We start from the raw sequence: 22,284 nt of genomic DNA on the forward strand, positions 1-22,284 counted from the left end.
CGGAGCGGGAACGGTGTAAAACCCGCCGCGCCTCCGGTCGTTCCACTTTTTGTGTCCGCGCACTTCCAGACGGCGAACCGCACACACTTCGCCTGGAAATGCTCTCTTTGCTTCCGCATTTCCGGACGGCGAACCGCACACACTTCGCCTGGAAATGCTCTATTTGCTTCCGCATTCCGGACGGCGAACCGCACACACTTCGCCTGGAAATGCTCTATTTGTCGCTTTCCGTAAGCCCCTTGATGAACCAGCGCTGGAAGATGACGACGATCATCACCGGCGGCAGCATGGCGAGGATCGCCAGCGCGAAGGCCTCGTTGTAATCGGGAATGTTGGAGCCGACCCAGACGAGCAGGATCTGCTTGATGCCGCGCACCAGCGTGAAGAAGCCCTCGTCCGTCGTCATCAGCGTCGGCCAGAGATACTGGTTCCAGCCGTAGACGAACATGATGATGAAGATCGCCGCCATCATGGTGCGCGACAGCGGCACCAGCACGTCGATGAAGAACTTGAACGGCCCCGCGCCGTCGATCCGCGCCGCCTCCAGGAGCTCGTCCGGCACCGACTTGAAGAACTGTCGGAAATAGAAGGTGCCGGTCGCGGACGCGAGAAGCGGCACGATCAGCCCGGTATAGGTGTTCGTCAGCTTCAGGGCGTTCATCACCTCGTAGGAGGGCAGGATGCGGACCTCGAGCGGCAGGAGCAGCGTCGTGAAGATCACCCAGAAGAAGAAGCTCGCCAGCGGAAAGCGGAAATAGACGATCGCATAGGCCGCAAGCATCGAGAGCACGATCTTGCCGACGGCAAAGCCGAGACCGAGGATCATCGAGTTCAGCATCATGTTGAAGCCGGTGACCTTGCCGGTGAAGCCGCCCTCGCGGGTCAAAACCGTCTCATAGGTCTCGGCGAAATGGCCGCCCCAGGTGAGACTGAGACCGTTGCGGTGGATGTCGGCCGCCTCATGGGTCGAGGTCATGAAGGCGACGACGACGGGCGCCACCATGATGAAGACGCCGATCAGGAGAATGACATGGTCGAAGAAGCGGGTGCGATGCATCGGCATCACCTCAATTATAGTGCACGCGCCGCTCGATGAAGCGGAACTGGAAGATGGTGAGCACCAGGACGATCACCATGAGGATCACCGACTGCGCCGACGAACCGCCGAGATCGCTGCCGCGGAAACCGTCCATATAGACCTTGTAGACGAGCGTGATCGGATTGTTGGCGGCCTTGTCCTTCACCATCACGTCGATGATGCCGAACGTGTCGAAAAGCGCGTAGGTGACGTTGATGATCAGCAGGAAGAAGGCCGTCGGCGCAAGCAGCGGCAGGATGACCGTCCAGAAACGGCGCAGTTCCGACCGGCAGTCGATCGCCGCCGCCTCGCGCACCGAAACCGGAATGCCCTGAAGTCCCGAGAGGAAGAAGATGAAGTTGTAGGGGATCTGCTTCCAGACCGCGACGACGATCATCGCGAAGGCCGTGTCGAAATAATCGAGCCCGACCTTGATGTCCCAACCGAACCAGCGGGCGAATTCGACGAGCGGGCCGATATGCTGGTTGAAGAACATCATGCCGATCAGGCCGGCGACAGGCGGGGCGATCGCATAGACCCAGATAAGCAGCGTCTTGTAGGCCGCATTGCCGCGAATGACGCCGTCCGCCTTGACGGCGAGCAGCAGCCCGATCGCCAGCGCGAAGAAGGTGACGAGGGCGGTGAAGATCGCCGTGAATCGCGCGATGCCGAAATACTCGGTCGACTTCAGGACGTCGGCATAGTTCGTCAGGCCGACGAAGGTCGAGCCGAAACCGAACGGATCCTCGAGATAAAAGGAGGACTGGATCGCCTGCACCGAGGGCCAGTAGAAGAACACGAAGATGATCGCGAGCTGCGGCGCGAGAAAGAGGTAGGGCAGGAAAGGCGAGGCGAATTGCACGCGCTTGGCGGCTGCCTGCTGTCCTTGATCTTTGAAGCGGCCCCTCATCCGGCCTGCCGGCCACCTTCTCTCCGCCATTGCGGGGAGAAGGGACGCTCCATTGTCGGCAGCATTCCCCTCTCCCCGCGCGCGGGGAGAGGGCCAGGGAGAGGGGCTCGCCTCGCTCATCGCAATCAGCCGGCCGTCTTGGCGAAGCGGGCGAGCAGTTCGTTGCCTTCCTTCTCGATCGCCTCAAGCGCATCCTTCACGGTCGCTTCGCCGGAGAAGATGCGGCCGTATTCGCGCTCCATGATCTCGCGGATCTGCGGATAGAAGCCGAGACGGTAGCCCTTGGACCATTCGCCGGCCGGCAGCAGGAGCTGCTTGATGCCGACTTCGGCGACCGGCTTCTCCTTGTAGTAGCCGTCCTTCTGGGCAAGCTCATAGGCCGCCTTGGTGATCGCAACATAGCCGGTGGCCCTGTGGTAGAAATACTGGACTTCCGGCGAGGTCAGGAACTGGAAGAAATCGGCGACGCACTTGTTTTCCTCGTCCGACTTGCCGGACATGGCAAAGAGTGCGGCGCCGCCGATGAAGGAGTTGGTGCCGGCGCCCTTGATCGCGCTCCAATAGGGCAGGAAGGTCGCCGAGAAGGGCATGGTAGCCGTCTTCTGCAGGCCGCCGAAGGAGCCGGAGGAGCCGATCCAAAGAGCTGCCTTGCCGTCTTCGAAGACCTTCTGGTTGTCGTTCCAGCCGGCACCGTAGAAGGCGAAATAGCCCTCATCCTTCCAGGCCTTCAGCTTCTCGAACATCATTTCGAGGTTCGGGTCGGTGACCTTGAGCTTGGTGTCGACGACGCTGTCGTAGCCGTTGTTGTTGGTGGCGAACTGGATGTTGTTGCGCGAGAAGAAGTTCTCGGTGAACTGCCAGGTGAGCTGCGACTGGACGAGCGGAATGAAGCCGGCCTCTTTCAGCTTCGGTGCGATGGCCTCGAACTCTTCCCAGGTCTTCGGAGCCTCGACGCCGGCCTTCTTCAGGGCCTCGTCGTTGATATACATGATCGGCGCCGAGGAATTGAACGGCATGCCGACGAACTTGCCTTCGCTATCGGCGTAGAAATGGCGCACGCCGTCGATGAAGGCGGCTCGGTCGAAGCTGTAGCCTGCCTTGGTGATCAGGTCTTCGGCCGGAATGACGGCGCCCTTGGCGTTGATGATGGTGGCGGCACCGGCGTCGAAGACCTGCAGGATGTTCGGCTGTTCGCCGGCGCGGAAGGCGGCGATGCCGGAGGCAAGCGCCTCCTCATAGGTGCCCTTGCTGACGGGGGTGAGGGCGCAAGCGCTCTGGGAGGCGTTGAATTTCTGGGCGACCTCGTTGATCACCTCGCCGTTGCGGCCGGCCATGCCGTGCCACCAGGTGATGTTGGTCGCGGCAAGCGACGTCGTCGTGGAAAATGCAACAGCGATGGCTGCAAGCGAAGTCGTTTTGAACATGTCTGGGGTCCCTCTCCACCGTGGTTGCGGTGGCAGTGGAGTAGTGACCTTCGGTGACAGGCCCGTAATGATTTTGTGTCGGATCGATTACATTTTTGATCGTTTGGTCAAAACGCGTCCGGCAGGTGCCGCGGCCAGCGCCAAGGCATGACGGCGACGATGTCGTAGCGGACCGAGAGACGGTGAAAATCCGCCTGACGCGACAGCCAGATATCGCTCGCCGCCCTGATCCGCCTTTGCGCCGTATCGGAGACGGCGAAGACGGCACCGTCGAAGCTCGCCCGGGCCTTCACTTCGACACAGGCGATCAGGTCGCCGCGCCGGGCGATGATGTCGATCTCGCCGAGCTTGGTGCGATAGCGCATGGCGACGATCCGGTAGCCCTTGACGATCAGGCAGAGCGCAGCGCGGTATTCAGCGAGATGACCGCGCTTCAGCGCCTTGAGCTTGCGGGAATCCGGACGCTCAGTCCTCATGGCCACCCTTCAGGCCCAGGAGCCTGTCGTAGAGTTCCTTGCGCGGCAGGCCGGTTTGGCGCGCCGCTTCCGTCGCCGCCTTGCCCATCGGCATGTCGCGGGCAAGCGCGTTCAGCAGCGCGTCTACATCCTCGGCCGCAGGGGCCGGCTTTGCATCCGGCGGAGCGACCACCAGGACGATCTCGCCCTTGACGTTCGCGCCTTGGTCATAAAAGGCTCTGAGCGCACCGAGCGTGCCGCGGCGAAACTCCTCGAAGGTTTTGGTCAGTTCGCGGCAGACAGCCGCCTTCCGTTCCGCACCGAAAATCTCGGCGGCCGCGGCCACCGTCGCGGCGATGCGATGCGGCGATTCGAAGAAGAGGAGCGTCGCCGGGACGCCGGCGAATTCCCTGAGCCGGTCGCGCCTCGCCTTGTCCTTGGTGGGCAGGAAGCCGGCAAAAAGGAAGGCGTCGCTCGGAAGTCCCGATCCTACGAGCGCTGCGAGCGGTGCCGACGGTCCGGGAATGGGGACGACCTTGTGGCCTGCGTCGATGGCGAGCTGCGCCAGGCGGTAGCCGGGATCGGAGACAAGCGGCGTGCCGGCGTCGGAGACGAGCGCGACGGACTTTCCCTCGGCGAGCGCTGCAAGCAGCCGCGGCCCGGCCTCGGCGGCATTGTGCTCGTGGTAGGCGACCGGCCGATTGACGATGCCGTAGCGGTCGAGGAGCACGCGCGTCACCCGCGTGTCCTCGCAGGCAAGCAGATCGGCGCCGGCAATCGTCTCCAGAGCCCTCAAGGTGATGTCGGCGAGGTTGCCGATGGGCGTCGCCACCAGATAGAGCGCCGGCTCCAGGGGGCGCGCCGGAATGCTTGCATTGTGCAGGCGGAAGCTGCGGTGCCTCTCCTTCTCCGCCGCCTCGGTCGATTGCTGCTTGTCCAACGCCATGTTCCCGCTCATGCCCGGCTTGCCGGTTCGCGCCCTTTATGAGTGAGCGGCAAGCTGAGGGCAAGGGTGCCTCATCCGCGCGGGCGTCTGCATTTGGGAAAAGGCCGCGAAACCGCTTGCTTTCGCGGCAATTTTTCTGCCATTTTGCCCGTCCACATCGCTCCGGCCGACCGGCCGGGACACACGCAGTTTGACGCTGCGGCGGGCGCCCGCCCGTCCGGCAATGGTTGAAAGCGGTAGCATCCCATGCGCATTACTCTCGAGCGGTCCAACCTTTTGAAATCGCTGAACCATGTCCATCGCGTGGTCGAACGGCGCAATACGATCCCGATCCTGTCGAACGTGCTGCTGCGCTCCGACGGCGCCAGCCTCGAGATGAAGGCGACCGACCTCGACCTGGAGATCACCGAGGCAACCCCGGCTCAGGTCGAACAGGCCGGCGCCACGACCGTTCCGGCCCATCTCCTCTACGACATCGTCCGCAAGCTGCCGGACGGTTCGGAGGTGCTGCTCGCCACCAATGCCGAGGGCACGGCGATGACGGTCGCCTCGGGCCGCTCCAAGTTCTCGCTGCAATGCCTGCCGCAATCGGACTTCCCGGATCTGACGGCCGGAAGCTTCTCGCATTCCTTCCGCCTCAAGGCGACGGATCTGAAGATGCTGATCGATAGGACGCAGTTCGCGATCTCGACGGAGGAAACGCGCTACTACCTGAACGGCATCTTCGTCCACACGGTGGAGAACAAGGGCGAGCTCAAGCTGCGCGCCGTTGCGACCGACGGTCATCGCCTCGCGCGCGCCGACATCGAGGCGCCGGCCGGCTCCGAGGGCATGCCCGGCATCATCATTCCGCGCAAGACGGTCAGCGAATTGCAGAAGCTGCTCGACACGCCGGACGTTGTGGTGACGGTCGAGGTCTCGGATGCGAAGATCCGCCTGACGATCGGCTCGATCGTCATGACCTCGAAGCTGATCGACGGCACGTTCCCGGACTATCAGCGGGTGATTCCAGCCGGGAACGACAAGGAATTGCGCGTCGACTGCCAGTCCTTTGCGCAGGCCGTCGACCGGGTCTCGACGATTTCCTCGGAACGCGGCCGGGCCGTCAAGCTTGCCCTGAACGAGGGCCAGATGACGCTGACGGTCAACAATCCCGATTCCGGCAGCGCTACGGAAGAATTGCCGGTCGGTTACGAGAGCGATCCGCTCGAAATCGGCTTCAATGCCAAGTATCTGCTCGACATCACCGCCCAGCTGACCGGCGATGAAGCGGTCTTCATGCTGGCGGACCCGGGTTCGCCGACGCTGGTGCGCGACCTGGCCGCGGAGGACGCACTCTACGTGCTCATGCCGATGCGCGTGTGAGACGTGGGCGGGACGTTCCGTCTTGATCAGACGCGCAAAGGTCGCGTCAGCGCTTTGCATTGCTGCACGTTTTGACCCTTAATGTGGCTGCGATTTCGAGGCAGCCTGCGGTGGCACGATACCGAATTGAGACCCGCCATGCGCCGCCTGGCGGGTTTTTCACAGGTGCGACGTCGCTGTTTGTTGATAAAGTGTCGCTTTCAGACGCAGGGCGACTTGTTTTCGCCGCAGATGGGAGCACATTATGAGGCAGATGTTCGCGCGGGGCCGCCGGATTGCGGCGACGCGCGCTTAGTCATGGAACAAAGAAGCTGAGGGGATTCGATGAGTCTGCGCCTGAAGGTGAAGGAAAAGTTCGGTCAGAAGTTCGACGAAGAGATTCGCTTCTTCAAGGGCTGGATGAACAACACCAAAGCCGTCGGCGCGATCCTGCCGACCTCCACGGTGACGGCGCGACGCATGGCAAGCGTCGTCAACCCGCGTTCCGGGCTGCCGGTGCTCGAACTCGGGCCGGGGACGGGCGTGATCACCAAGGCGATCCTGGAGCGCGGCATCTCTCCCGAGCGGCTGGTATCGGTCGAATACTCGACCGAATTCTTCAACCAGCTGAAGGAGGATTTTGCCGGCGTGCACTTCATCAACGGCGATGCCTTCGACCTTTCACGCACGCTTGGCCCGCTGAACGGCCAGCAGTTCGACAGCGTCGTCTCCGCCGTCCCCCTCCTCAACTTCCCCATGCACCGCCGCGTCGAGCTGATCGACGACCTGCTGTCGCGCATCCCCTTCGGGCGTCCAGTCGTTCAGATCTCCTATGGGCCGATGTCGCCGGTCGTCGCCATGCCGGATCGCTACCGCATCCAGCATTACGATTTCGTCGTGCGCAACATCCCGCCGGCTCAGCTCTGGGTCTACAGCAAGGCCCATTAGACCGCCTGCCCGTGTTCGGCGTCTATCTCACGCACCCGCAAGTCAAGATCGATCCTGCCGTCGCGGTGCCGCAATGGGGCCTGTCCGACCTCGGCCGCGAGCGGCTGCGCGTAACCGCCGAACAGCCATGGGTCCGGCTGCTCGGCCGCATCATCTCCAGCGCGGAGCGGAAAGCGCTGGAAGCCGCGGCAATCCTCGCCGAAGCCGCCGGCGTCCCGATCGAGACCGACGAGGAAACCGGCGAGAACGACCGCTCCTCGACGGGCTTCCTGCCGCCCGAGGATTTCGAGAGGGCGGCGGACCGCTTCTTCGCCCGTCCCGAGGAGAGCCATGCCGGCTGGGAGCGCGCGATCGACGCCCAGGCGCGTATCTCCAGGGCCGTGTTCTCCATCCTCGACCGCCACGATCCGGCTATCCCGATCGCCTTTGTCGGCCATGGCGGCGTCGGCACGCTGCTCAAATGCCGAATGACGGGCAAGCCGATCGCCCGCAGCGCCGACCAGCTGCCGGGCGGCGGCAATCTCTTTGCCTTCCGTCTTGCGGATCGCGCCATCACATGCGACTGGACGCCGATGGAATTTTGGCAGGGGTGATCTCGACATGGAAACAAGCGCGCGCGACCGGCTGATCGTCGGCCTCGACATTCCGACGATCGCCGAGGCAGAAAAGATCGTCTCTACGCTCGGCGATGAGGTGGCCTTCTACAAGATCGGCTATCAGCTCGCCTTTGCCGGCGGCCTGGAATTCGCCCGCGATCTCGCGGCAAGCGGCAAGAAGGTCTTCCTCGACATGAAGCTGCTCGACATCGACAACACGGTGGCGAAGGGCGTCGAGAACATCGCCAGGATGGGCATGTCGATGCTGACGCTGCACGCCTATCCGAAAGCGATGAAGGCGGCGGTCGAAGCGGCGAGAGGCTCCGATCTCTGCCTGCTCGGCGTCACGGTGCTGACCTCGATGGACGCGCAGGACGTGATCGATGCCGGCTACGGATCCGACCCGCATCGTCTCGTGCTGCGCCGCGCCGAACAGGCGCGCGCCGCCGGCATGGGCGGCATCGTCTGTTCGGCGGAGGAGGCCGCCGCCGTGCGCAAGATCATCGGCGCGGAGATGGCGGTGGTGACACCCGGCATTCGTCCGGCCGGTGCGGAGAAAGGCGACCAAAAGCGGGTGATGACGCCGGCCGAGGCGATCAAGGCAGGCTCGAGCCATCTCGTCGTCGCCCGACCGATCGTTAAGGCCGCCGATCCGCTGGCTGCCAGCCGCACCATCCTGGCGGAGATGGAGAGCGCCCTTTCCGGTTGATCCGCCGACAGGCGGCAACCCCTGTGGCTTTATCGACTTCCAGTGAGCGGCGTGCTTGACCTCGACCCAGAATTGCCGGAAGTAACGATCCCGTCTGTGCTTTTTGGAAAGACGAGGAGCTCGCAATGGCCAAGGGATACTGGATTGCTCGGGTCGATATCAGGGACCCCGAGCGCTACAAGGACTATGTGGCGGCCGCAAAGCCGGCCTTCGAGAAATATGGCGCGACCTTCCTGGCGCGCGGCGGCGAATTCCAACGGCTGGAGGGTGCGGTGCGCGCCCGCAATGTGGTGATCGAATTTCCGTCCCTGCAGAACGCGATCGATTGCTACAACTCCCCGGAATACCAGATCGCCGCGGCAATCCGCCAGGAGGTCGCCGATGCCGAGATGGTCGTGGTGGAGGGCGTCTGAGAAGACGCTGCCTGGCCCGCCAAAATCGGCGGACGCTGCCTCCGCGGGCATGCGCGGAATGGCTTCACCTTGCCCGCCGCTTCGGCTATGTAGCAAGCAGTTCTTGCCAACGACTCCAGGAGTGCGCTTCCCATGACCTTGTCCAACCTTCCGCCGCTGGTAACGATTTTCGGCGGATCCGGATTTGTCGGCCGTCATGTGGTGCGCGCGCTTGCCAAGCGAGGCTATCGCATCCGTGTCGCGGTGCGCCGGCCTGATCTTGCGGGTCACCTCCAGCCGCTCGGCACCATGGGCCAGATTTCCTTCGTTCAAGCCAATCTGCGCTATCGCAAGTCCGTCGATCGCGCCGTCGAGGGCGCCGACCATGTGATCAACTGCGTCGGCGTGCTCTTCGAGAGCGGCCGCAACACCTTCGACGCGGTACAGGACTTCGGCGCCCGGGCCGTCGCCGAAGCCGCTCGCGCGGCCGGTGCGACGTTGACGCATGTTTCGGCCATCGGCGCCAACACCAATTCCGAATCCAAATACGCGCGTACCAAGGGCCGCGCCGAGATCGCCGTCCTCGAAACCGTCCCCGAGGCGGTCATACTGCGCCCGTCGATCATCTTCGGCCCCGAGGACGACTTCTTCAACAAGTTCGCCAGCATGGCGCGCTTCGCGCCCGCTTTGCCGCTGATCGGCGGCGGCCAGACCAAGTTCCAGCCGGTCTATGTGACGGATGTCGCCGAAGCCGTCGCCCGCGCCGTCGACGGTAAGCTCAAGGGCGGGACGATCTATGAGCTCGGCGGTGCGCAGGTGCTGTCGTTCCGCGAATGTCTTGAGATCACGCTCAACACGATCGACCGCAAGCGTTCCTTCGTCTCGATCCCCTTCGGCATCGCATCGCTTCTCGGCAGCGTCGCGTCGCTCGTGCCCTTCATCGCGCCGCCGATTACCGCCGACCAGGTGGTGTTGCTGAAATCCGACAATGTCGTGTCCGCGGCGGCCGAAGCGGAAGGCCGGACGCTCAGCGGAATCGGCATCGAGCCGACCTTGCTCGATTCGATCCTGCCGACCTATCTGGTGCGTTTTCGCCCGCACGGCCAGTATACGCGCGGCGGCCGCGCGGCCTGATTGTTACCGTTTGATTGCAGCCGCCGGTGCCGCCGGCGGCTTTTGCTTGTGGCCATGATGCCACAGCGTTGCAGTTCTGCCGCAGTCGAAAACGGGAATGGTGTTTACCGCAGATTCAGCATGCCCTGATATTGATCATGACACGCCCGGCGAATAAACACCGCTCGCACCCACGGCGCGGCGAGCGCAGGCGGTGACAACATCATACTCGAAAGGCATAACGTCCCATGGGCAAGTCGATCGCAATCTTTTTTGCGTCTGCGGCACTGATCATTCTGGCTGGCTCATTCATCGCACCGGGTACTGTGGCGAGCAGCAGCAAGGGCTGCACGCCTGCCTATGGCGTCGACCCGTGCACGACGGCGTCGGTCGGCGCTTCCGGCTGGTAAGCCGGCCACCTGCCTCACCGCGGTGACGACAGTCGCGGTTCGGGAGGCAGATCTTTAGGTTTTTGGCGGGGGCCAGGGGCCGCATGCGTTTTCGAAAGAGGCGCATGCGGCTTTATGTTTTTCGGGCTGAGCCTACCCAAGCACCCAGAGGCCGATCAGGCCTGCGGTGCCGACGATGATGCGCCAGATCGCGAAGGGCGTGAAACCGCGATGCGAGACGAAGTCGAGCAGCGAGCGCACGACGAAAATCCCCGCGACGAAGGCGGCGATGAAGCCGACGGCGATCAAGCTGATATCGTCGAAGGAGAGCGCGTCGCGGTTCTTGTAGAGATCGATGGTGAAGGCGCCGACCATGGTCGGCATGGCGAGGAAGAAGGAGAACTCGGCAGCCGATCGCTTGTCGGTTCCCATCAGCAGCGCGCCGGCGATCGTCGCTCCTGAGCGCGACGTGCCCGGGATCATGGCCAGGCACTGGCAGAGGCCGATCTTCAGGGCAAGCGACGGGGGATAATCGAAGACGTCGGTGTAGCGCGGCGTCAGCGGCAGGTGGTCGATGACATAGAGGATGACGCCACCGACGATCAGCACGATGCAGATCAGCATCGGCGTCTCGAACAGGACCGACTTGATGAAATCATGCGCCGCCGCCCCGATGAGCGCCGCCGGCAGGAAGGCGATGAGCACCGAGAACACGAATCGCCGCGCCTTGGGGCTCGTTGGCAGGGCCAGCGCGATCGACAGGAGCTTCTGGAAATAGACGAGCAGGATGGCAAGGATGGCACCGAGCTGGATGAGAACGGCAAAGGTGTTGCCCGGCGACTTGAAGCCGAGGAAGTGCCCGGCGAGAAGGACATGCGCCGTCGACGAGACGGGGATAAACTCCGTCAGCCCTTCGATGAGCCCGAGCACGAGCGCGCTGATGATCGATTGATCGGCCATATATGAACGGTTCCTGATATGCTTGGATTTGGGAGGAGAAGGTCGATTCTCTTGTGTTTGCCACCGCAACTACCTATAGCTCGTTGTATGAAGCCGTGGCCAGTTGCATATGCCGCGATGCCTACTGCATGTTTCCTTAAATCGGGCCGATTTAAGGATGAAACATGCAGCCATTCAAAGTGCTACAGCGTCCTTTGTGCGTACGCACGGCGCTGTGGATCCCCGTAAACAGCTCCAATCTGATCATCGATGCCGACACTGTATCACCACCCCATGTCCTCTGCCTCGCGGTTCGTACGCCTTATTCTCTCGGAATATGGCTATCAGACGGAACTGAGCGAAGAACAGCCCTGGGAGAACCGGCGCGACTTCCTTGCGCTCAACCCGGCCGGCACCTTGCCGGTCTATGTCGATGACAGCATGCGAGCCCTTTGCGGCGCGACGATCATCTCCGAATATCTCGACGAGACCAGCGGTATCATGAAGCGCGATCGCCGGTTGCTGGCGGAGGATCCGTTCCAGCGGGCCGAGATTCGCCGGCTCACCGAATGGTTCCTGCAGAAGATGGAGGCCGACGTGACGCGGCCGCTGGTGCGCGAGCGTGTCTTCAAGCTGCAGATGACCCCCGACCAGGGCGGCGGCGCTCCGGATTCGAAGGTCCTCAGGACCTCGCGGAGCAATATCCGCCAGCACATGAAATACCTCTCCTGGCTCGCCGGTTCGCGCCCCTGGCTTGCGGGAGACCGCATCTCCTATGCCGATCTCGCGGCGGCCGCCGCAACCTCCGTCCTCGACTATCTGGGCGAAATCGACTGGTCCGACGCGCCGACCGCCAAGGAGTGGTACCAGCGGCTGAAATCCCGACCGTCCTTCCGCCCGTTGCTCGCCGAGCGGGTGCGCGGCGTAACCCCCGTCTCCCATTATGCGGATCTCGATTTCTAAGGACACGACGATGCCCGGCGACGCTGCAAGAGCGGAGAACCAGGGCAGGAGACGACGGACGCTCACCGCCTTCCTGAAAGAGGAAGCCGCGGCCAAGGGTTTTGACCTCTGTCGGATCACCCGACCGGACGCGATTCCGCAAGCGCCGGGCCGGCTCCGGCAATTCCTTGCCGAAGGCTGTCACGGGACGATGGAATGGCTTTCCGAGACGGCGGGGCGGCGCTCCGATCCGCGCGTGCTGTGGAGCGAGGTCCGCTCGATCGTCCTGTTCGGCATGAATTACGGCCCAGACACCGACCCGCTCGCGGTCCTCGCCAAGCGCGACCGGGGCGCAATCTCCGTCTACGCCCAGAACCGGGACTATCACGACGTCGTCAAAGGGCGGCTGAAGGAAATCGCCACCCGCTTTGCGGCGCGCGCCGGCGCGGACGTCAAGGTCTTCGTCGATACCGCCCCGGTCATGGAGAAGCCGCTCGCGGAAAAGGCCGGTATCGGCTGGCAGGGCAAGCACACCAATCTGGTCAGCCGCGAATTCGGCTCGTGGCTGTTTCTCGGCAGCCTGTTCACGACGGCCGACCTCGACCTCGACGATCCCGAGCGCGACCGTTGCGGCTCCTGCCGGGCCTGCCTCGACGCCTGTCCGACCGACGCCTTCCCGGCGCCCTATCGGATCGATGCGCGGCGCTGCATCTCCTACCTGACGATCGAGCACAAGGGGCCGATCGACCGCGAACTCAGACCGCTGATCGGCAACCGCATCTATGGCTGCGACGATTGCCTCGCCGTCTGTCCCTGGAACAAATTCGCCCGCTCGGCCTCGGAAATGAAGCTCAAGGCGCGCGAAGATCTCAAGGAACCGGAGCTCGCCTCCCTGCTGACACTCGACGACGCCGCCTTCCGCAGCCTGTTTTCCGGCTCTCCGGTCAAACGCATCGGCCGCGACCGCTTCGTCAGAAATGTCTTGATCGCCGTCGGCAATTCCGGTGAAGAGAGGTTCGTACCCGCCTGCAAGGCGTTGGCGCGTGACGCCGCCCCGGCCGTCAGGGGGATGGCCGTCTGGGCGCTTTCGCGTCTGATCGAGGCGGATGAGCTCGCCGCCTTTGCCGGGGAGTGCGGGCAGGAAACCGACGACGAGGTGCTTTCGGAATGGGAAATGGCAGGAGTGAGCCGATGCATGTCCTGATACTTGGCGCCGGCTATTCCGGCACGGCGATTGCGAAGGCGCTTGCCCCCGCCGCACAATCGGTGACCGGAACGACCCGCTCGCCGGACAAGCTGGCGGGCCTCGATGCGGCCGGCATAAAGCCCCTGCTGTTCGACGGAGCGACGATTTCCGCGGAGCTCGCCGGCGCGATGGGCACGGCGACGCACCTCATCCAGTCGATTGCGCCGGGACGTGATGGCGATCCGATGTTCCGCGCCGGGACGCCGCCGCTCGACGAGCTCCTGCCGAACCTTCGCTGGGTCGGTTATCTCTCCACCGTCGGCGTCTATGGCAATCATGACGGCGGCTGGGTATCGGAGGCGACGCCGCTGAAGCCGGTCTCCCAGCGATCCGTCGAGCGGGTCGAGGCGGAGAATGCCTGGCTGGACCATGGCGCGAAGCAGGGCATGCCCGTTGCCGTGCTCAGGCTCGCCGGCATCTACGGGCCGGGGCGCAACGCTTTCCGCAACCTCGCCGAAGGCACGGCGCGGCGGGTCGTCAAGGCGAACCAGGTCTTCAATCGCATCCGCGTCGAGGATATCGGCGCCGCCGCCGCCTTTCTTGCGACACGCGGCCTGGGCGGCGTTTTCAACGTGACCGACGACGAACCCGGGCCGCCGCAGGATGTGGTCGCGGAGGCCGCCCGCCTGATGGGCGTCGCGCCGCCGCCGGAAGTGCCGTTCGAAACCGCGGAGATGTCGCCGATGGCGCGCACTTTCTACGGCGAGAACAAGCGCGTCTCCAATGCGCGGCTGCGCGAGGCCGGCTTCGATTTTGCCTTTCCGAATTATCGCGTTTCGCTTGCACAGCTATGGGCAAGCGGGACCTGGCGTGGATAGTAAATCCACGTCGCCGATACGTCGATCAGAATATCTCTCCACCGCCAAAAGCATGCTGTGAGATCATCCGAAAGTAATAGATTCGGACGACTCACCTTGACTGCCTCATACTGCCATATTTTGACCTATACTTCGCCACGCTCCACAACCTAGACGATAGCTGCAGAATTTGATGATGGAAACTCGTCGAAATTCACGCGAATCGAAATTTTAAATGATTTTTTACATCGGCCGGGCAGTTGCGCGGAACCAAAGCGCGAAGGAAACGTTTAGGCGCTGATTCAAAAGAACTTCTTTGGCCTATCTAAAGCAATTAAAACGGCATCCCGTTTTAAAACGACGGGATTTTTCAATAAATCCTAATGAATGGTTAAAGGTTGAAGCACGTTTTTGCCATGTTTCGCCCTAATTAGCTCGAACGGAAAAGGGAACTAGTCGAACATTCAATCCGAAGAGGTCGTCGCTTGAAGCCCGCGAAAATCAAGACTGCTGCCGCCGCAGCGCTATTCGCCGTCGGGATGGGTCTCGTCTCGGCATCCGACAGCCAGGCAAAGGCACCGAATTGTGGTGGCGCCTCCTGGTATGCCCTCACCTCGAAAACCGCCTCCGGCGAGCGCATGAACGCCGCGCGTCTGACGGCCGCGCACCGAAGCCTGAAGTTCGGCACCAAGGTCCAGGTCACCAACCGGCGAAACGGCAAGACCGTCGTCGTGCGGATCAATGATCGCGGTCCGTTCATTCGCGGCCGGGTCATCGATCTCTCCAAGGCGGCCGCCTCGCAGATCGGCATGATCCGCTCGGGCACTGCCAGCATCTGCTACCAGGTCGTCAATTCCTGATCCCTCACCGTCGGCTTGAGGCTGGACGGTTCTGTTCCGCGGGGCGCGATTGCTCCCGCACATAATGCGACCGCTCACTTGCTCTTCGGTGCCATCGCCGCTACCACGGCGAAAAAGGAGTTGATCGAAGATGCGATTGGGCGGACGGCTCGCTGGAGCCATAGACGTTCTTGACGATATCGAGAAGCGCAAGCGCCCAGTCGCCGACGCGCTCAAGGACTGGGGCCTCTCGCATCGCTTTGCCGGATCGGGCGACCGCGCCGCCATCGGCAACATCGTCTATGACGCGCTGCGGATGAAACTCTCCCACGCCTATCTGATGGATAGCGACAGCCCGGCCGCCCTTGGCCACGCGGTCATCTACCGCCAATGGGGCTTCACGCCCGACAGGCTCGCGGCGGAACTCTCCGACGACAAGTTCGCCCCGCAAGCCCCGTCGGCAGAGACGATGAAGGCGTTCCGCGAGCGCCGTATCGAAGGCGCACCGCTCCACGTGCAAGGCGATATCCCTGAGTGGACGCAGGCCTCTTTCGAAGAAAACTTCTCCGACGACTGGCTCGACGAAGCCAGGGCGCTCGCCGGCCGGCCGACCCTCGACCTTCGCGTCAACACGCTGAAGGCGAGCCGCGACAAGGTCTTGAAGGCATTGGAGCGCAGCGGCGCCGAACCGGCGGCCATTGCCCGCCATGGCGTGCGCATCCCCGCCGGCGAAGGCGCCGCGCGCCTGCCGCACGTCACCGCCGAAATCTCGTTCCAGAAGGGTTGGTTCGAGGTTCAGGACGAAGGTTCGCAGATCGTCGCCGATCTCGTCTTCCCGCGCGAGGGCGAGCAGGTGCTCGACTATTGTGCCGGCGGCGGCGGCAAGACGCTCGCCATGTCCGCGGCGATGAACAACAAGGGCCAGGTGCATGCCTATGACACCGACCGCAAGCGGCTGGCGCCGATCATCGAGCGACTGAAGCGCGCCGGTACCCGCAATGTGCAGGTGCATGAGTCGGCAGATTCGCTTGCAACGCTCGTCGGTCGCTGCGACCGGGTGCTCGTCGACGCCCCCTGTACCGGGACCGGAACGTGGCGGCGCCGGCCGGATACGAAGTGGCGCCTGACGCAGAAGAACCTCGAGGAGCGACTGGCACAGCAGGAGGAGGCGCTTGCCGGCGCCGCCCAGTTTGTCCGCCCCGGCGGGCACCTGATCTATGTGACCTGCTCCGTGCTTCCCGAAGAAAACGAAGCGCAGGTCTACGGCTTCTGCGAGGACAATCCGGAGTTCGAGATCCTCTCGGCCGCAGAGACATGGGCGACGCTGTTCGGCACCGACAAGCCGCAGCCCTGGTCCGCCGACATGAAGACCGTCACGCTAACGCCCGCATCGACCGGAACCGACGGCTTCTTCTTCTGCCTGATGGGCAGGAAAAGCTAGTGGGCCCAGTGCATGTGGCCCAAAAGAGTGCAGCGATTGGGGCAACGGCAGACACCGAAACAAATGCCTGCAAGGGGAAGTCGCAAAATTGAAAATGTTCTAAACTATACGCTTTGACACCAGTTTGCTTTTGGTTCATGACATGGGCGCTTTACCGGCCTCAAGCCGCTTCGCTCGGCCGGCCTGCAAAAAGCGAAGGAGAGGGTCATGACCAAGAATTTCATCCGCGCCGCCGCGCTGACACTCATGACGGCCACGTCCGTGCTGGCCCTGCAGCCGGCCAACGCCGCGACAGACGCGGCCGCCGTCGTCAAGCATTATGCGGCGATCGCGCACGCCAAATATGAGGACGCGCTGACCACCGCCGAAGCCCTCGACAAGGCCGTCGATGCGCTGATCGCCAGCCCCAGCGACGAGACGCTGAAGGCGGCGCGCGAGGCCTGGCTGAAGGCGCGCAACCCCTACCAGGAGACCGAGGTCTACCGCTTCGGCAATGCGATCGTCGACGAATGGGAAGGCAAGGTGAATGCCTGGCCGCTCGACGAGGGCCTGATCGACTATGTCGATCCGAGCTACGGCACCGAGAGCGACGAGAACGCCCTTTTCACCGCCAATGTCATCGCCAACAAGACGATCAAGATCGACGGCAAGGACGTCGACGCGGCGAACATCACGCCGGAATTCCTGGCCGGCACGCTGCAGGAAGCCGGCGGCATCGAGGCGAATGTCGCGACGGGCTACCACGCCATCGAATTCCTGCTCTGGGGCCAGGACCTGAACGGCACCGGCCCGGGCGCCGGCAAACGCACCTATACCGATTTCGACGCCAAGGCCTGCACCAACGGCAATTGCGACCGCCGCGCCGCCTATCTGAAGGCGGCGACCGACCTGCTCGTCTCCGACCTCAAGGAAATGGCCGCCAACTGGGCACCGGAGGGCGCCGCGGCCAAGGGGGTGGAAACCGACCCCAAGGCCGGCCTCGCGGCGATCCTCACCGGCATGGGCTCGCTCTCCTATGGCGAACTTGCCGGCGAGCGCATGAAGCTCGGCCTGCTGCTGCACGATCCGGAAGAGGAGCATGATTGCTTCTCGGACAACACCCACAATTCGCACTTGCATGACGCGATCGGCATCCAGTCCGCCTATACGGGCGAATACACCCGGATCGACGGCACGAAGCTCACCGGCCCGTCGCTTTCAGAGCTCGTCGCCGCCAAGGACGCCGCGCTCGACAAGGAGATGACGACCAATCTCGCGACGACGGTCGAGAAGATGCAGGCGATGGCCAAGCGGGCCGAAACCGAGGCCTATGATCAGATGATCGGCGAAGGCAATGCGGAAGGCAACGCGACCGTTCAGACCGCCATCGACGGCTTGATCACCCAGGCCAAGACCGTCGAACGGGTCATCGCGGCGCTCGACCTCGGCACGATCGAGCTTGAAGGTTCGGACAGCCTGGATAATCCTAACGCGGTTTTCCAATAAGCCGGAAAGGCGGGTCGCTCCCGAAGAGGTGCGGCCCGGCTCTCGTCCGATGAAAGTCCTGACTGCCCACTTCCTCGCGTTGCCGCTCGCCGCGCTTATCGGCGCTGCTGCCGCGGCATCAGTGACGTCGGGCATTGGCCCCGACTCCCGCGCTGATACCCCCCTCTGCCCTGCCGGGCGTCTCCCCCGCAAGGGGGGAGATTGGCCGGAGGCAAGGCCTTGCCCCATCAGCTCGCAAATATCGAACCCGTCGAACTCAACCGATCGCGCGCAGGCGAATTCCTTGAGCGGGACATCGCCACTTGCCGATCTCCCCCCCTGTGGGGGAGATGCCCGGCAGGGCAGAGGGGGGTGCCTGCCGGCCCGCGACGACCTTTCCGAACAGGATCTCAAACGCGTCGAAACCGTAACCCGGCCGACCCAGGACTTTTCCAAGGCCGAACAATTCGAGGCGATGTCGGCGGGCGCCACGACCACGGTCGCACCGATCGACCAGAAGGTCTTCCAGCAATTCTCGGACAACCTGCCGTTCGAGGACGAAGAGAATTTCAAGCTCGGCAAGGCGCTGTTCGAAAAACTCTGGGTCTCCACCCCCTCCTCGACCCAAGCCTCCGACGGGCTCGGCCCGCTTTACAACGCCCGCGCCTGCGAAAGCTGCCATCCGCGCGATGGCCGGGGCCGCCCGCCGGAGGGGGCGGATGCGACGTCGACGGTCTACCGTCTCGCCCGTCCGCCGCGCGACGAAGCCGAACGGCGCCTCCTCGCTGACCACCGGACGCTCAATTTCCCGGATCCCGTCTACGGCGCGCAGTTGCAGGACGGTGCCGTGCCCGGGCTCGCCGCCGAAGGTCGTCTCAAGGTCAGCTACCGGGAAGAGGCGGTGCCGCTTGCGGATGGCGAGGTCGTCCAGCTCCGCAAGCCGCAGTATGCAGTCACCGATCTCGGCTATGGCCCGATGGACCCGATGACGACCGTTTCGCCGCGCGTCGCGCCGGCGATGATCGGGCTCGGCCTCATCGAGATGATCCACGAAGCGGACATTCTTGCGAAAGACGACCCGGACGACCGGGACGGTGACGGCATCAGCGGACGGGCGGCACTCGTCCGGGACCGGGACGGTGGCGCGATCACGCTCGGCCGCTTCGGCTGGAAGGCCCAGAACACGACCATTCGCCAACAGGCCGCAGACGCCTTTGCGGTCGATATCGGCATTTCAACGCCGGCCTTCGACAGCGGCCATGGCGACTGCACCAAGGCGCAGGGCGCTTGCCTCACGCTTCCGACCGGTGTCCAGGCGCGGCTCGGGCCGGTCGAGGCGCCCGACCCGGTGCTCGGCCTCGTCACCTTCTATTCCGCCAATCTCGCGGTGCCGGCCCGGCGCAAGGCAAGCTTTCCCCAAACGCTAGAGGGCAAACGGCTTTTCTATGACGCGGGCTGTCCGACCTGCCACACGCCGAAATACGTCACCCGGCGCGATGCGCCGCACAAGGAGCTGGCCTTCCAGCTCATCTGGCCCTATTCCGATTTCCTGCTGCACGACATGGGCGACGGCCTCGCCGACGGCCAGCAGGTCGGAATTGCCAACGGACGCGAATGGCGCACGCCGCCGCTCTGGGGGATCGGCCTGACCAGGACCGTCAGCGGCCATACGTTCCTGCTCCACGACGGGCGTGCCCGCAATCTCACCGAGGCCATCCTTTGGCACGGCGGCGAGGCGGAAAAGGCCCGCAATGCCTTCGCCGCCCTGTCGAAGGATGACCGAAACGCCCTGCTTTCCTTTCTGGAGTCGCTCTGATGCGCCTGAGCCTTTCCTTGACTCTCGGCTTCCTGCTTCTTGCAGCCGCCACGCCCGTGGTGGCACAGGAGGGCAACGCCCTTTCGCCGCGCGTCCTCGACGAAGCGGCACTTCCGGGCGTGATGGCGAAGGCGTTGGATAATTTCATCATTCCCGGCTATCGCGACCTGTCGCGGGCGACGGCCGACCTCGGCGAGAAAAACGCCGCGCTTTGCGCGACTCCGTCCACCGCGGCACTCGATGAAGCGCGAGCGGCCTTTTCGGATGTCGTGCGCAAATGGTCGGCGATCGAGATCATCCGCCTTGGACCGGCCCTCGAGCAGAACAGGTTCGAGCGCTTCCTGTTCTATCCCGATCGCAAGAGCACCGGCCTCAAGCAGGTGCAAGCCATTCTTGCCAAGCGCGACGAGAGTGCGACGCAGGCAGAGAGCCTCAAGTCGAAGAGCGTCGCGGTACAGGGCCTCGGCGCGCTCGAATATGTTCTTTACGGCACCGGAGCCGAGTCGCTCGCCAGCGAGGAAGGCGGATTTCGCTGCCGTTACGGAATGGCGATCGCGCAGAACCTGACGACGATTGCCGGCGAGCTTCTTGCCGCCTGGGAAAAGCCGGATGGCATCCAGTCCGCCTGGAAGAAGGCGGGCCCCGACAACCCGCTTTTCCGCGACAATAAGGAAGCGGCGACGGAACTGCTCGGTGTTCTCGTACACAGCGTCGAGATGATCAAGGACCAGCGGCTGCGTCCGTTCTATGCCGGGCCGACCGCCGGCAAGGCGGACAAGGGCCGCCCGAAACTCGCCATCTACTGGCGTTCGGGCAATACGATGGCGTCCCTTGCCGCGAATCTCCGCGGCCTGCAGACCCTCTTCAACGTCGCCGGCATGGAGAACCTGCTTCCCGGCGACAGCCGCTCGATCGCCGGTTCGGTGAATTTTCTCTTCAAGGCGCTGATCAGTGCGACCGACCGCATTGATGGCCCGATCGATGCAGCGCTCACCGATGAGAAGCAACGCTCCAGACTCGACTTCATCGGTCTCAACACCGCCGATCTCCTCGACCGGCTGAACCGGGATTTCGGAGGCGCGATCGGGCTCGGGGCGGGGTTTTCCTTCGCGGACGGCGATTGACACTACAGCGCCGTGCGTCCTTTCAGACGCACAAAGGACGCTGTAGCACTTGGAATTACTGCATGTTTTGCCCTTAAATCGGCTACGATTTAAGGAACATGCAGTAGCGTGAAAAAGCCCCAGGTTGACAAGCCGCGAATTTGGGAGCAAAGCGCATCCATGCCCGTCTCGCGGGCATGCTTCACCCACGAAGGACCAACCCAAGATGAACCCCGACAGTCGAAGTCGAGTCTTCATTGCGGCCGCACGGACCTGATTGATCAGGGCTCCAGGCGGTCGGATGACCTCGCCTATGGAGCCCAGAATGCTCAGCATCTACACAAGCCAGAACGGCCACCTCATGCTCGTCGATCGTGCCACCGGTCCTGCCTTCCAGGAGCCGGTGACCTGGTTCGACCTCTTCAACCCCTCGGCCGATGAAACGCGCTTGGTCGAGGAGCATCTCGGCATCGCCATCCCCACCCGCGACGAGATGCAGGAAATCGAACTCTCCGACCGTCTCTACCAGGAGGACGGCGCGGAATTCATGACCATGACCGCGACCGCCAAGCTCGACAGCGACTATCCCGCCAAGGTGCCGGTGACCTTCGTCCTGAAGGGCGCGACGCTCGTCACGGTCCGCCACGCCGACCCGAAGCCGTTCCAGGTCTATGCAACCCGCATCCAGAAGCCGAACGGCGCCGTCTGCGAGACGGGCGAACTGGTCATGCTGGGTCTGCTCGAGGCGATGATCGACCGGATTGCCGACGCGCTCGAACGGGCCGGCAACGAGGTCGACGCGATCTCGCGCGAGGTCTTCCGCAAGTCGCATGCCAGCGCCACCAAGAAGACGCGCGACCTGCAGTCGCTGATCGAGCAGATCGGCCAGAAGGGCGACCTTCTGACGACCATCCGCGAAAGCCTGGTCAGCATCGGCAGGCTCGTCGCCTATCACGTCGCGGCGGAAGGGAGCACGGCGCGCAAGTTGGCCAAGGAGAGCCGGCAGCGGATCAAGCTGATTCAGCGCGACGCCGCCTCGCTGGGCGACCACGCGCTGTTCCTGTCGAACAAAATCAACTTCCTGCTCGATGCGACGCTGGGGCTGATCAATCTCGAGCAGAACCAGATCATCAAGATCTTCTCGGTCGCGGCGGTCGTGTTCCTGCCGCCGACGCTCGTCGCCTCGATCTACGGCATGAACTTCGACGTCATACCGGAACTGCATTGGCGGCTCGGCTACCCCTATGCACTGGCGGCGATGGCGGTTTCCGCGCTGTTGCCCTATCTTTATTTCAAGCGCCGAGGCTGGCTGTAGATCATGCGGTCTGGACCCCTCCCCAACCCCTCCCCACAAGGGGGAGGGGCTTGCCCGCCGCGGCCCGCCGAGCGCCAT

General features: G+C 63.5%; 22 protein-coding genes. 16 read left to right on the forward strand and 6 right to left on the reverse strand.

The genetic code is table 11. The features are described from left to right. Positions 1 to 214 precede the first annotated feature (214 nt). The 5 genes from ugpE to rsmI form a co-directional block, all read right to left on the reverse strand. Positions 215 to 1,057, reverse strand: a complete 843-nt coding sequence (gene ugpE / locus RHIBR816_RS0103340) for a sn-glycerol-3-phosphate ABC transporter permease UgpE (protein ID WP_026186598.1) — start codon at positions 1,055 to 1,057, stop codon at positions 215 to 217. A gap of 10 nt (positions 1,058 to 1,067) precedes the next feature. Continuing rightward, positions 1,068 to 1,988, reverse strand: a complete 921-nt coding sequence (locus RHIBR816_RS0103345) for an ABC transporter permease subunit (RefSeq protein ID WP_018235120.1) — start codon at positions 1,986 to 1,988, stop codon at positions 1,068 to 1,070. A 125-nt stretch (positions 1,989 to 2,113) separates the two neighbouring features. Beyond that, positions 2,114 to 3,412, reverse strand: coding sequence for an extracellular solute-binding protein (locus RHIBR816_RS0103350; RefSeq protein WP_018235121.1), 1,299 nt, complete (start codon positions 3,410 to 3,412; stop codon positions 2,114 to 2,116). Positions 3,413 to 3,519: 107 nt separating this feature from the next. Then, the gene (locus RHIBR816_RS0103355) at positions 3,520 to 3,888 is read right to left on the reverse strand and encodes a YraN family protein (RefSeq protein ID WP_018235122.1); all 369 of its coding nucleotides are present in this window, start codon (positions 3,886 to 3,888) and stop codon (positions 3,520 to 3,522) included. Further along, the gene (gene rsmI / locus RHIBR816_RS0103360) at positions 3,878 to 4,825 is read right to left on the reverse strand and encodes a 16S rRNA (cytidine(1402)-2'-O)-methyltransferase (RefSeq protein WP_034814853.1); all 948 of its coding nucleotides are present in this window, start codon (positions 4,823 to 4,825) and stop codon (positions 3,878 to 3,880) included. Before rsmI ends, RHIBR816_RS0103355 begins: the two co-directional genes overlap by 11 nt. 234 nt (positions 4,826 to 5,059) lie before the next feature. Here rsmI and dnaN point away from each other — a divergent pair, with 234 nt between their 5' ends. The 7 genes from dnaN to RHIBR816_RS35570 all read left to right on the forward strand — a co-directional run bounded on the left by dnaN (position 5,060) and on the right by RHIBR816_RS35570 (position 10,325). Next, positions 5,060 to 6,178 (forward strand): DNA polymerase III subunit beta, encoded by a 1,119-nt coding sequence (gene dnaN, locus RHIBR816_RS0103365; RefSeq protein ID WP_018235124.1) that lies wholly within the window; start codon positions 5,060 to 5,062, stop codon positions 6,176 to 6,178. 324 nt (positions 6,179 to 6,502) lie between these two features. Continuing rightward, positions 6,503 to 7,105, forward strand: coding sequence for a phospholipid N-methyltransferase PmtA (pmtA, locus tag RHIBR816_RS0103370; RefSeq protein WP_018235125.1), 603 nt, complete (start codon positions 6,503 to 6,505; stop codon positions 7,103 to 7,105). An 11-nt stretch (positions 7,106 to 7,116) separates the two neighbouring features. Further along, entirely contained in the window at positions 7,117 to 7,698 is a 582-nt protein-coding gene (locus RHIBR816_RS0103375) for a histidine phosphatase family protein (protein WP_018235126.1), read from the forward strand. 7 nt (positions 7,699 to 7,705) lie between these two features. After that, on the forward strand, positions 7,706 to 8,410 hold the full coding sequence (gene pyrF, locus RHIBR816_RS0103380) for an orotidine-5'-phosphate decarboxylase (RefSeq protein ID WP_018235127.1): 705 nt from the start codon (positions 7,706 to 7,708) through the stop codon (positions 8,408 to 8,410). Between the two features lie 125 nt (positions 8,411 to 8,535). Then, positions 8,536 to 8,823 carry a DUF1330 domain-containing protein gene (locus RHIBR816_RS0103385; RefSeq protein WP_018235128.1) on the forward strand — a complete coding sequence of 96 codons (288 nt, stop codon included), beginning with the start codon at positions 8,536 to 8,538 and terminating at the stop codon, positions 8,821 to 8,823. Positions 8,824 to 8,955: 132 nt separating this feature from the next. After that, positions 8,956 to 9,936 carry a complex I NDUFA9 subunit family protein gene (locus RHIBR816_RS0103390; RefSeq protein WP_018235129.1) on the forward strand — a complete coding sequence of 327 codons (981 nt, stop codon included), beginning with the start codon at positions 8,956 to 8,958 and terminating at the stop codon, positions 9,934 to 9,936. 227 nt (positions 9,937 to 10,163) lie between these two features. Further along, positions 10,164 to 10,325, forward strand: a complete 162-nt coding sequence (locus RHIBR816_RS35570; RefSeq protein ID WP_018235130.1) for a hypothetical protein — start codon at positions 10,164 to 10,166, stop codon at positions 10,323 to 10,325. A gap of 132 nt (positions 10,326 to 10,457) precedes the next feature. Here RHIBR816_RS35570 and RHIBR816_RS0103400 read toward each other — a convergent pair whose 3' ends face one another. After that, positions 10,458 to 11,264 carry an undecaprenyl-diphosphate phosphatase gene (locus RHIBR816_RS0103400; protein WP_018235131.1) on the reverse strand — a complete coding sequence of 269 codons (807 nt, stop codon included), beginning with the start codon at positions 11,262 to 11,264 and terminating at the stop codon, positions 10,458 to 10,460. A 249-nt stretch (positions 11,265 to 11,513) separates the two neighbouring features. Between RHIBR816_RS0103400 and RHIBR816_RS0103405 the strand changes: the two genes are divergently transcribed. The 9 genes from RHIBR816_RS0103405 (at position 11,514) to RHIBR816_RS0103445 (ending at position 22,206) form a co-directional block, all read left to right on the forward strand. Then, on the forward strand, positions 11,514 to 12,206 hold the full coding sequence (locus tag RHIBR816_RS0103405; RefSeq protein WP_026186601.1) for a glutathione S-transferase family protein: 693 nt from the start codon (positions 11,514 to 11,516) through the stop codon (positions 12,204 to 12,206). Between the two features lie 10 nt (positions 12,207 to 12,216). Beyond that, the gene (gene queG, locus RHIBR816_RS0103410) at positions 12,217 to 13,389 is read left to right on the forward strand and encodes a tRNA epoxyqueuosine(34) reductase QueG (protein WP_018235133.1); all 1,173 of its coding nucleotides are present in this window, start codon (positions 12,217 to 12,219) and stop codon (positions 13,387 to 13,389) included. Further along, the gene (locus RHIBR816_RS0103415) at positions 13,377 to 14,249 is read left to right on the forward strand and encodes an SDR family oxidoreductase (RefSeq protein WP_018235134.1); all 873 of its coding nucleotides are present in this window, start codon (positions 13,377 to 13,379) and stop codon (positions 14,247 to 14,249) included. The genes queG and RHIBR816_RS0103415 overlap by 13 nt, the downstream gene beginning before the upstream one ends. A gap of 464 nt (positions 14,250 to 14,713) precedes the next feature. Next, on the forward strand, positions 14,714 to 15,088 hold the full coding sequence (locus RHIBR816_RS0103420; RefSeq protein ID WP_018235135.1) for a septal ring lytic transglycosylase RlpA family protein: 375 nt from the start codon (positions 14,714 to 14,716) through the stop codon (positions 15,086 to 15,088). Between the two features lie 130 nt (positions 15,089 to 15,218). Beyond that, positions 15,219 to 16,508 carry an RsmB/NOP family class I SAM-dependent RNA methyltransferase gene (locus RHIBR816_RS0103425; protein WP_026186602.1) on the forward strand — a complete coding sequence of 430 codons (1,290 nt, stop codon included), beginning with the start codon at positions 15,219 to 15,221 and terminating at the stop codon, positions 16,506 to 16,508. A gap of 207 nt (positions 16,509 to 16,715) precedes the next feature. Continuing rightward, a complete protein-coding gene (locus tag RHIBR816_RS0103430; RefSeq protein ID WP_018235137.1) occupies positions 16,716 to 17,993 on the forward strand; it encodes an imelysin family protein in 1,278 nt (425 codons plus the stop codon). Between the two features lie 283 nt (positions 17,994 to 18,276). Beyond that, positions 18,277 to 19,788, forward strand: a complete 1,512-nt coding sequence (locus RHIBR816_RS0103435) for a di-heme oxidoredictase family protein (RefSeq protein WP_018235138.1) — start codon at positions 18,277 to 18,279, stop codon at positions 19,786 to 19,788. Then, a complete protein-coding gene (locus tag RHIBR816_RS0103440) occupies positions 19,788 to 20,912 on the forward strand; it encodes an imelysin family protein (protein ID WP_018235139.1) in 1,125 nt (374 codons plus the stop codon). The genes RHIBR816_RS0103435 and RHIBR816_RS0103440 overlap by 1 nt, the downstream gene beginning before the upstream one ends. A gap of 304 nt (positions 20,913 to 21,216) precedes the next feature. After that, positions 21,217 to 22,206 carry a magnesium transporter CorA family protein gene (locus RHIBR816_RS0103445; protein WP_018235140.1) on the forward strand — a complete coding sequence of 330 codons (990 nt, stop codon included), beginning with the start codon at positions 21,217 to 21,219 and terminating at the stop codon, positions 22,204 to 22,206. Positions 22,207 to 22,284: the final 78 nt, after the last annotated feature.

The organism is Ensifer sp. BR816, from assembly GCF_000378985.1.
GTDB lineage: Bacteria > Pseudomonadota > Alphaproteobacteria > Rhizobiales > Rhizobiaceae > Sinorhizobium.

Bases quoted from the DNA above. Each gene is read 5' to 3' on its own strand.
- RHIBR816_RS0103440 (WP_018235139.1), top strand. From the start codon at position 19,788: ATGCGCCTGAGCCTTTCCTTGACTCTCGGCTTCCTGCTTCTTGCAGCC.
- rsmI (WP_034814853.1), bottom strand. From the start codon at position 4,825: ATGAGCGGGAACATGGCGTTGGACAAGCAGCAATCGACCGAGGCGGCG.
- pyrF (WP_018235127.1), top strand. From the start codon at position 7,706: ATGGAAACAAGCGCGCGCGACCGGCTGATCGTCGGCCTCGACATTCCG.
- RHIBR816_RS0103345 (WP_018235120.1), bottom strand. From the start codon at position 1,988: ATGAGGGGCCGCTTCAAAGATCAAGGACAGCAGGCAGCCGCCAAGCGC.
- RHIBR816_RS0103385 (WP_018235128.1), top strand. From the start codon at position 8,536: ATGGCCAAGGGATACTGGATTGCTCGGGTCGATATCAGGGACCCCGAG.
- RHIBR816_RS0103390 (WP_018235129.1), top strand. From the start codon at position 8,956: ATGACCTTGTCCAACCTTCCGCCGCTGGTAACGATTTTCGGCGGATCC.
- RHIBR816_RS0103350 (WP_018235121.1), bottom strand. From the start codon at position 3,412: ATGTTCAAAACGACTTCGCTTGCAGCCATCGCTGTTGCATTTTCCACG.
- pmtA (WP_018235125.1), top strand. From the start codon at position 6,503: ATGAGTCTGCGCCTGAAGGTGAAGGAAAAGTTCGGTCAGAAGTTCGAC.
- RHIBR816_RS0103445 (WP_018235140.1), top strand. From the start codon at position 21,217: ATGCTCAGCATCTACACAAGCCAGAACGGCCACCTCATGCTCGTCGAT.
- ugpE (WP_026186598.1), bottom strand. From the start codon at position 1,057: ATGCATCGCACCCGCTTCTTCGACCATGTCATTCTCCTGATCGGCGTC.
- RHIBR816_RS35570 (WP_018235130.1), top strand. From the start codon at position 10,164: ATGGGCAAGTCGATCGCAATCTTTTTTGCGTCTGCGGCACTGATCATT.
- RHIBR816_RS0103355 (WP_018235122.1), bottom strand. From the start codon at position 3,888: ATGAGGACTGAGCGTCCGGATTCCCGCAAGCTCAAGGCGCTGAAGCGC.
- queG (WP_018235133.1), top strand. From the start codon at position 12,217: ATGCCCGGCGACGCTGCAAGAGCGGAGAACCAGGGCAGGAGACGACGG.
- RHIBR816_RS0103425 (WP_026186602.1), top strand. From the start codon at position 15,219: ATGCGATTGGGCGGACGGCTCGCTGGAGCCATAGACGTTCTTGACGAT.
- dnaN (WP_018235124.1), top strand. From the start codon at position 5,060: ATGCGCATTACTCTCGAGCGGTCCAACCTTTTGAAATCGCTGAACCAT.
- RHIBR816_RS0103415 (WP_018235134.1), top strand. From the start codon at position 13,377: ATGCATGTCCTGATACTTGGCGCCGGCTATTCCGGCACGGCGATTGCG.
- RHIBR816_RS0103430 (WP_018235137.1), top strand. From the start codon at position 16,716: ATGACCAAGAATTTCATCCGCGCCGCCGCGCTGACACTCATGACGGCC.
- RHIBR816_RS0103400 (WP_018235131.1), bottom strand. From the start codon at position 11,264: ATGGCCGATCAATCGATCATCAGCGCGCTCGTGCTCGGGCTCATCGAA.
- RHIBR816_RS0103405 (WP_026186601.1), top strand. From the start codon at position 11,514: ATGCCGACACTGTATCACCACCCCATGTCCTCTGCCTCGCGGTTCGTA.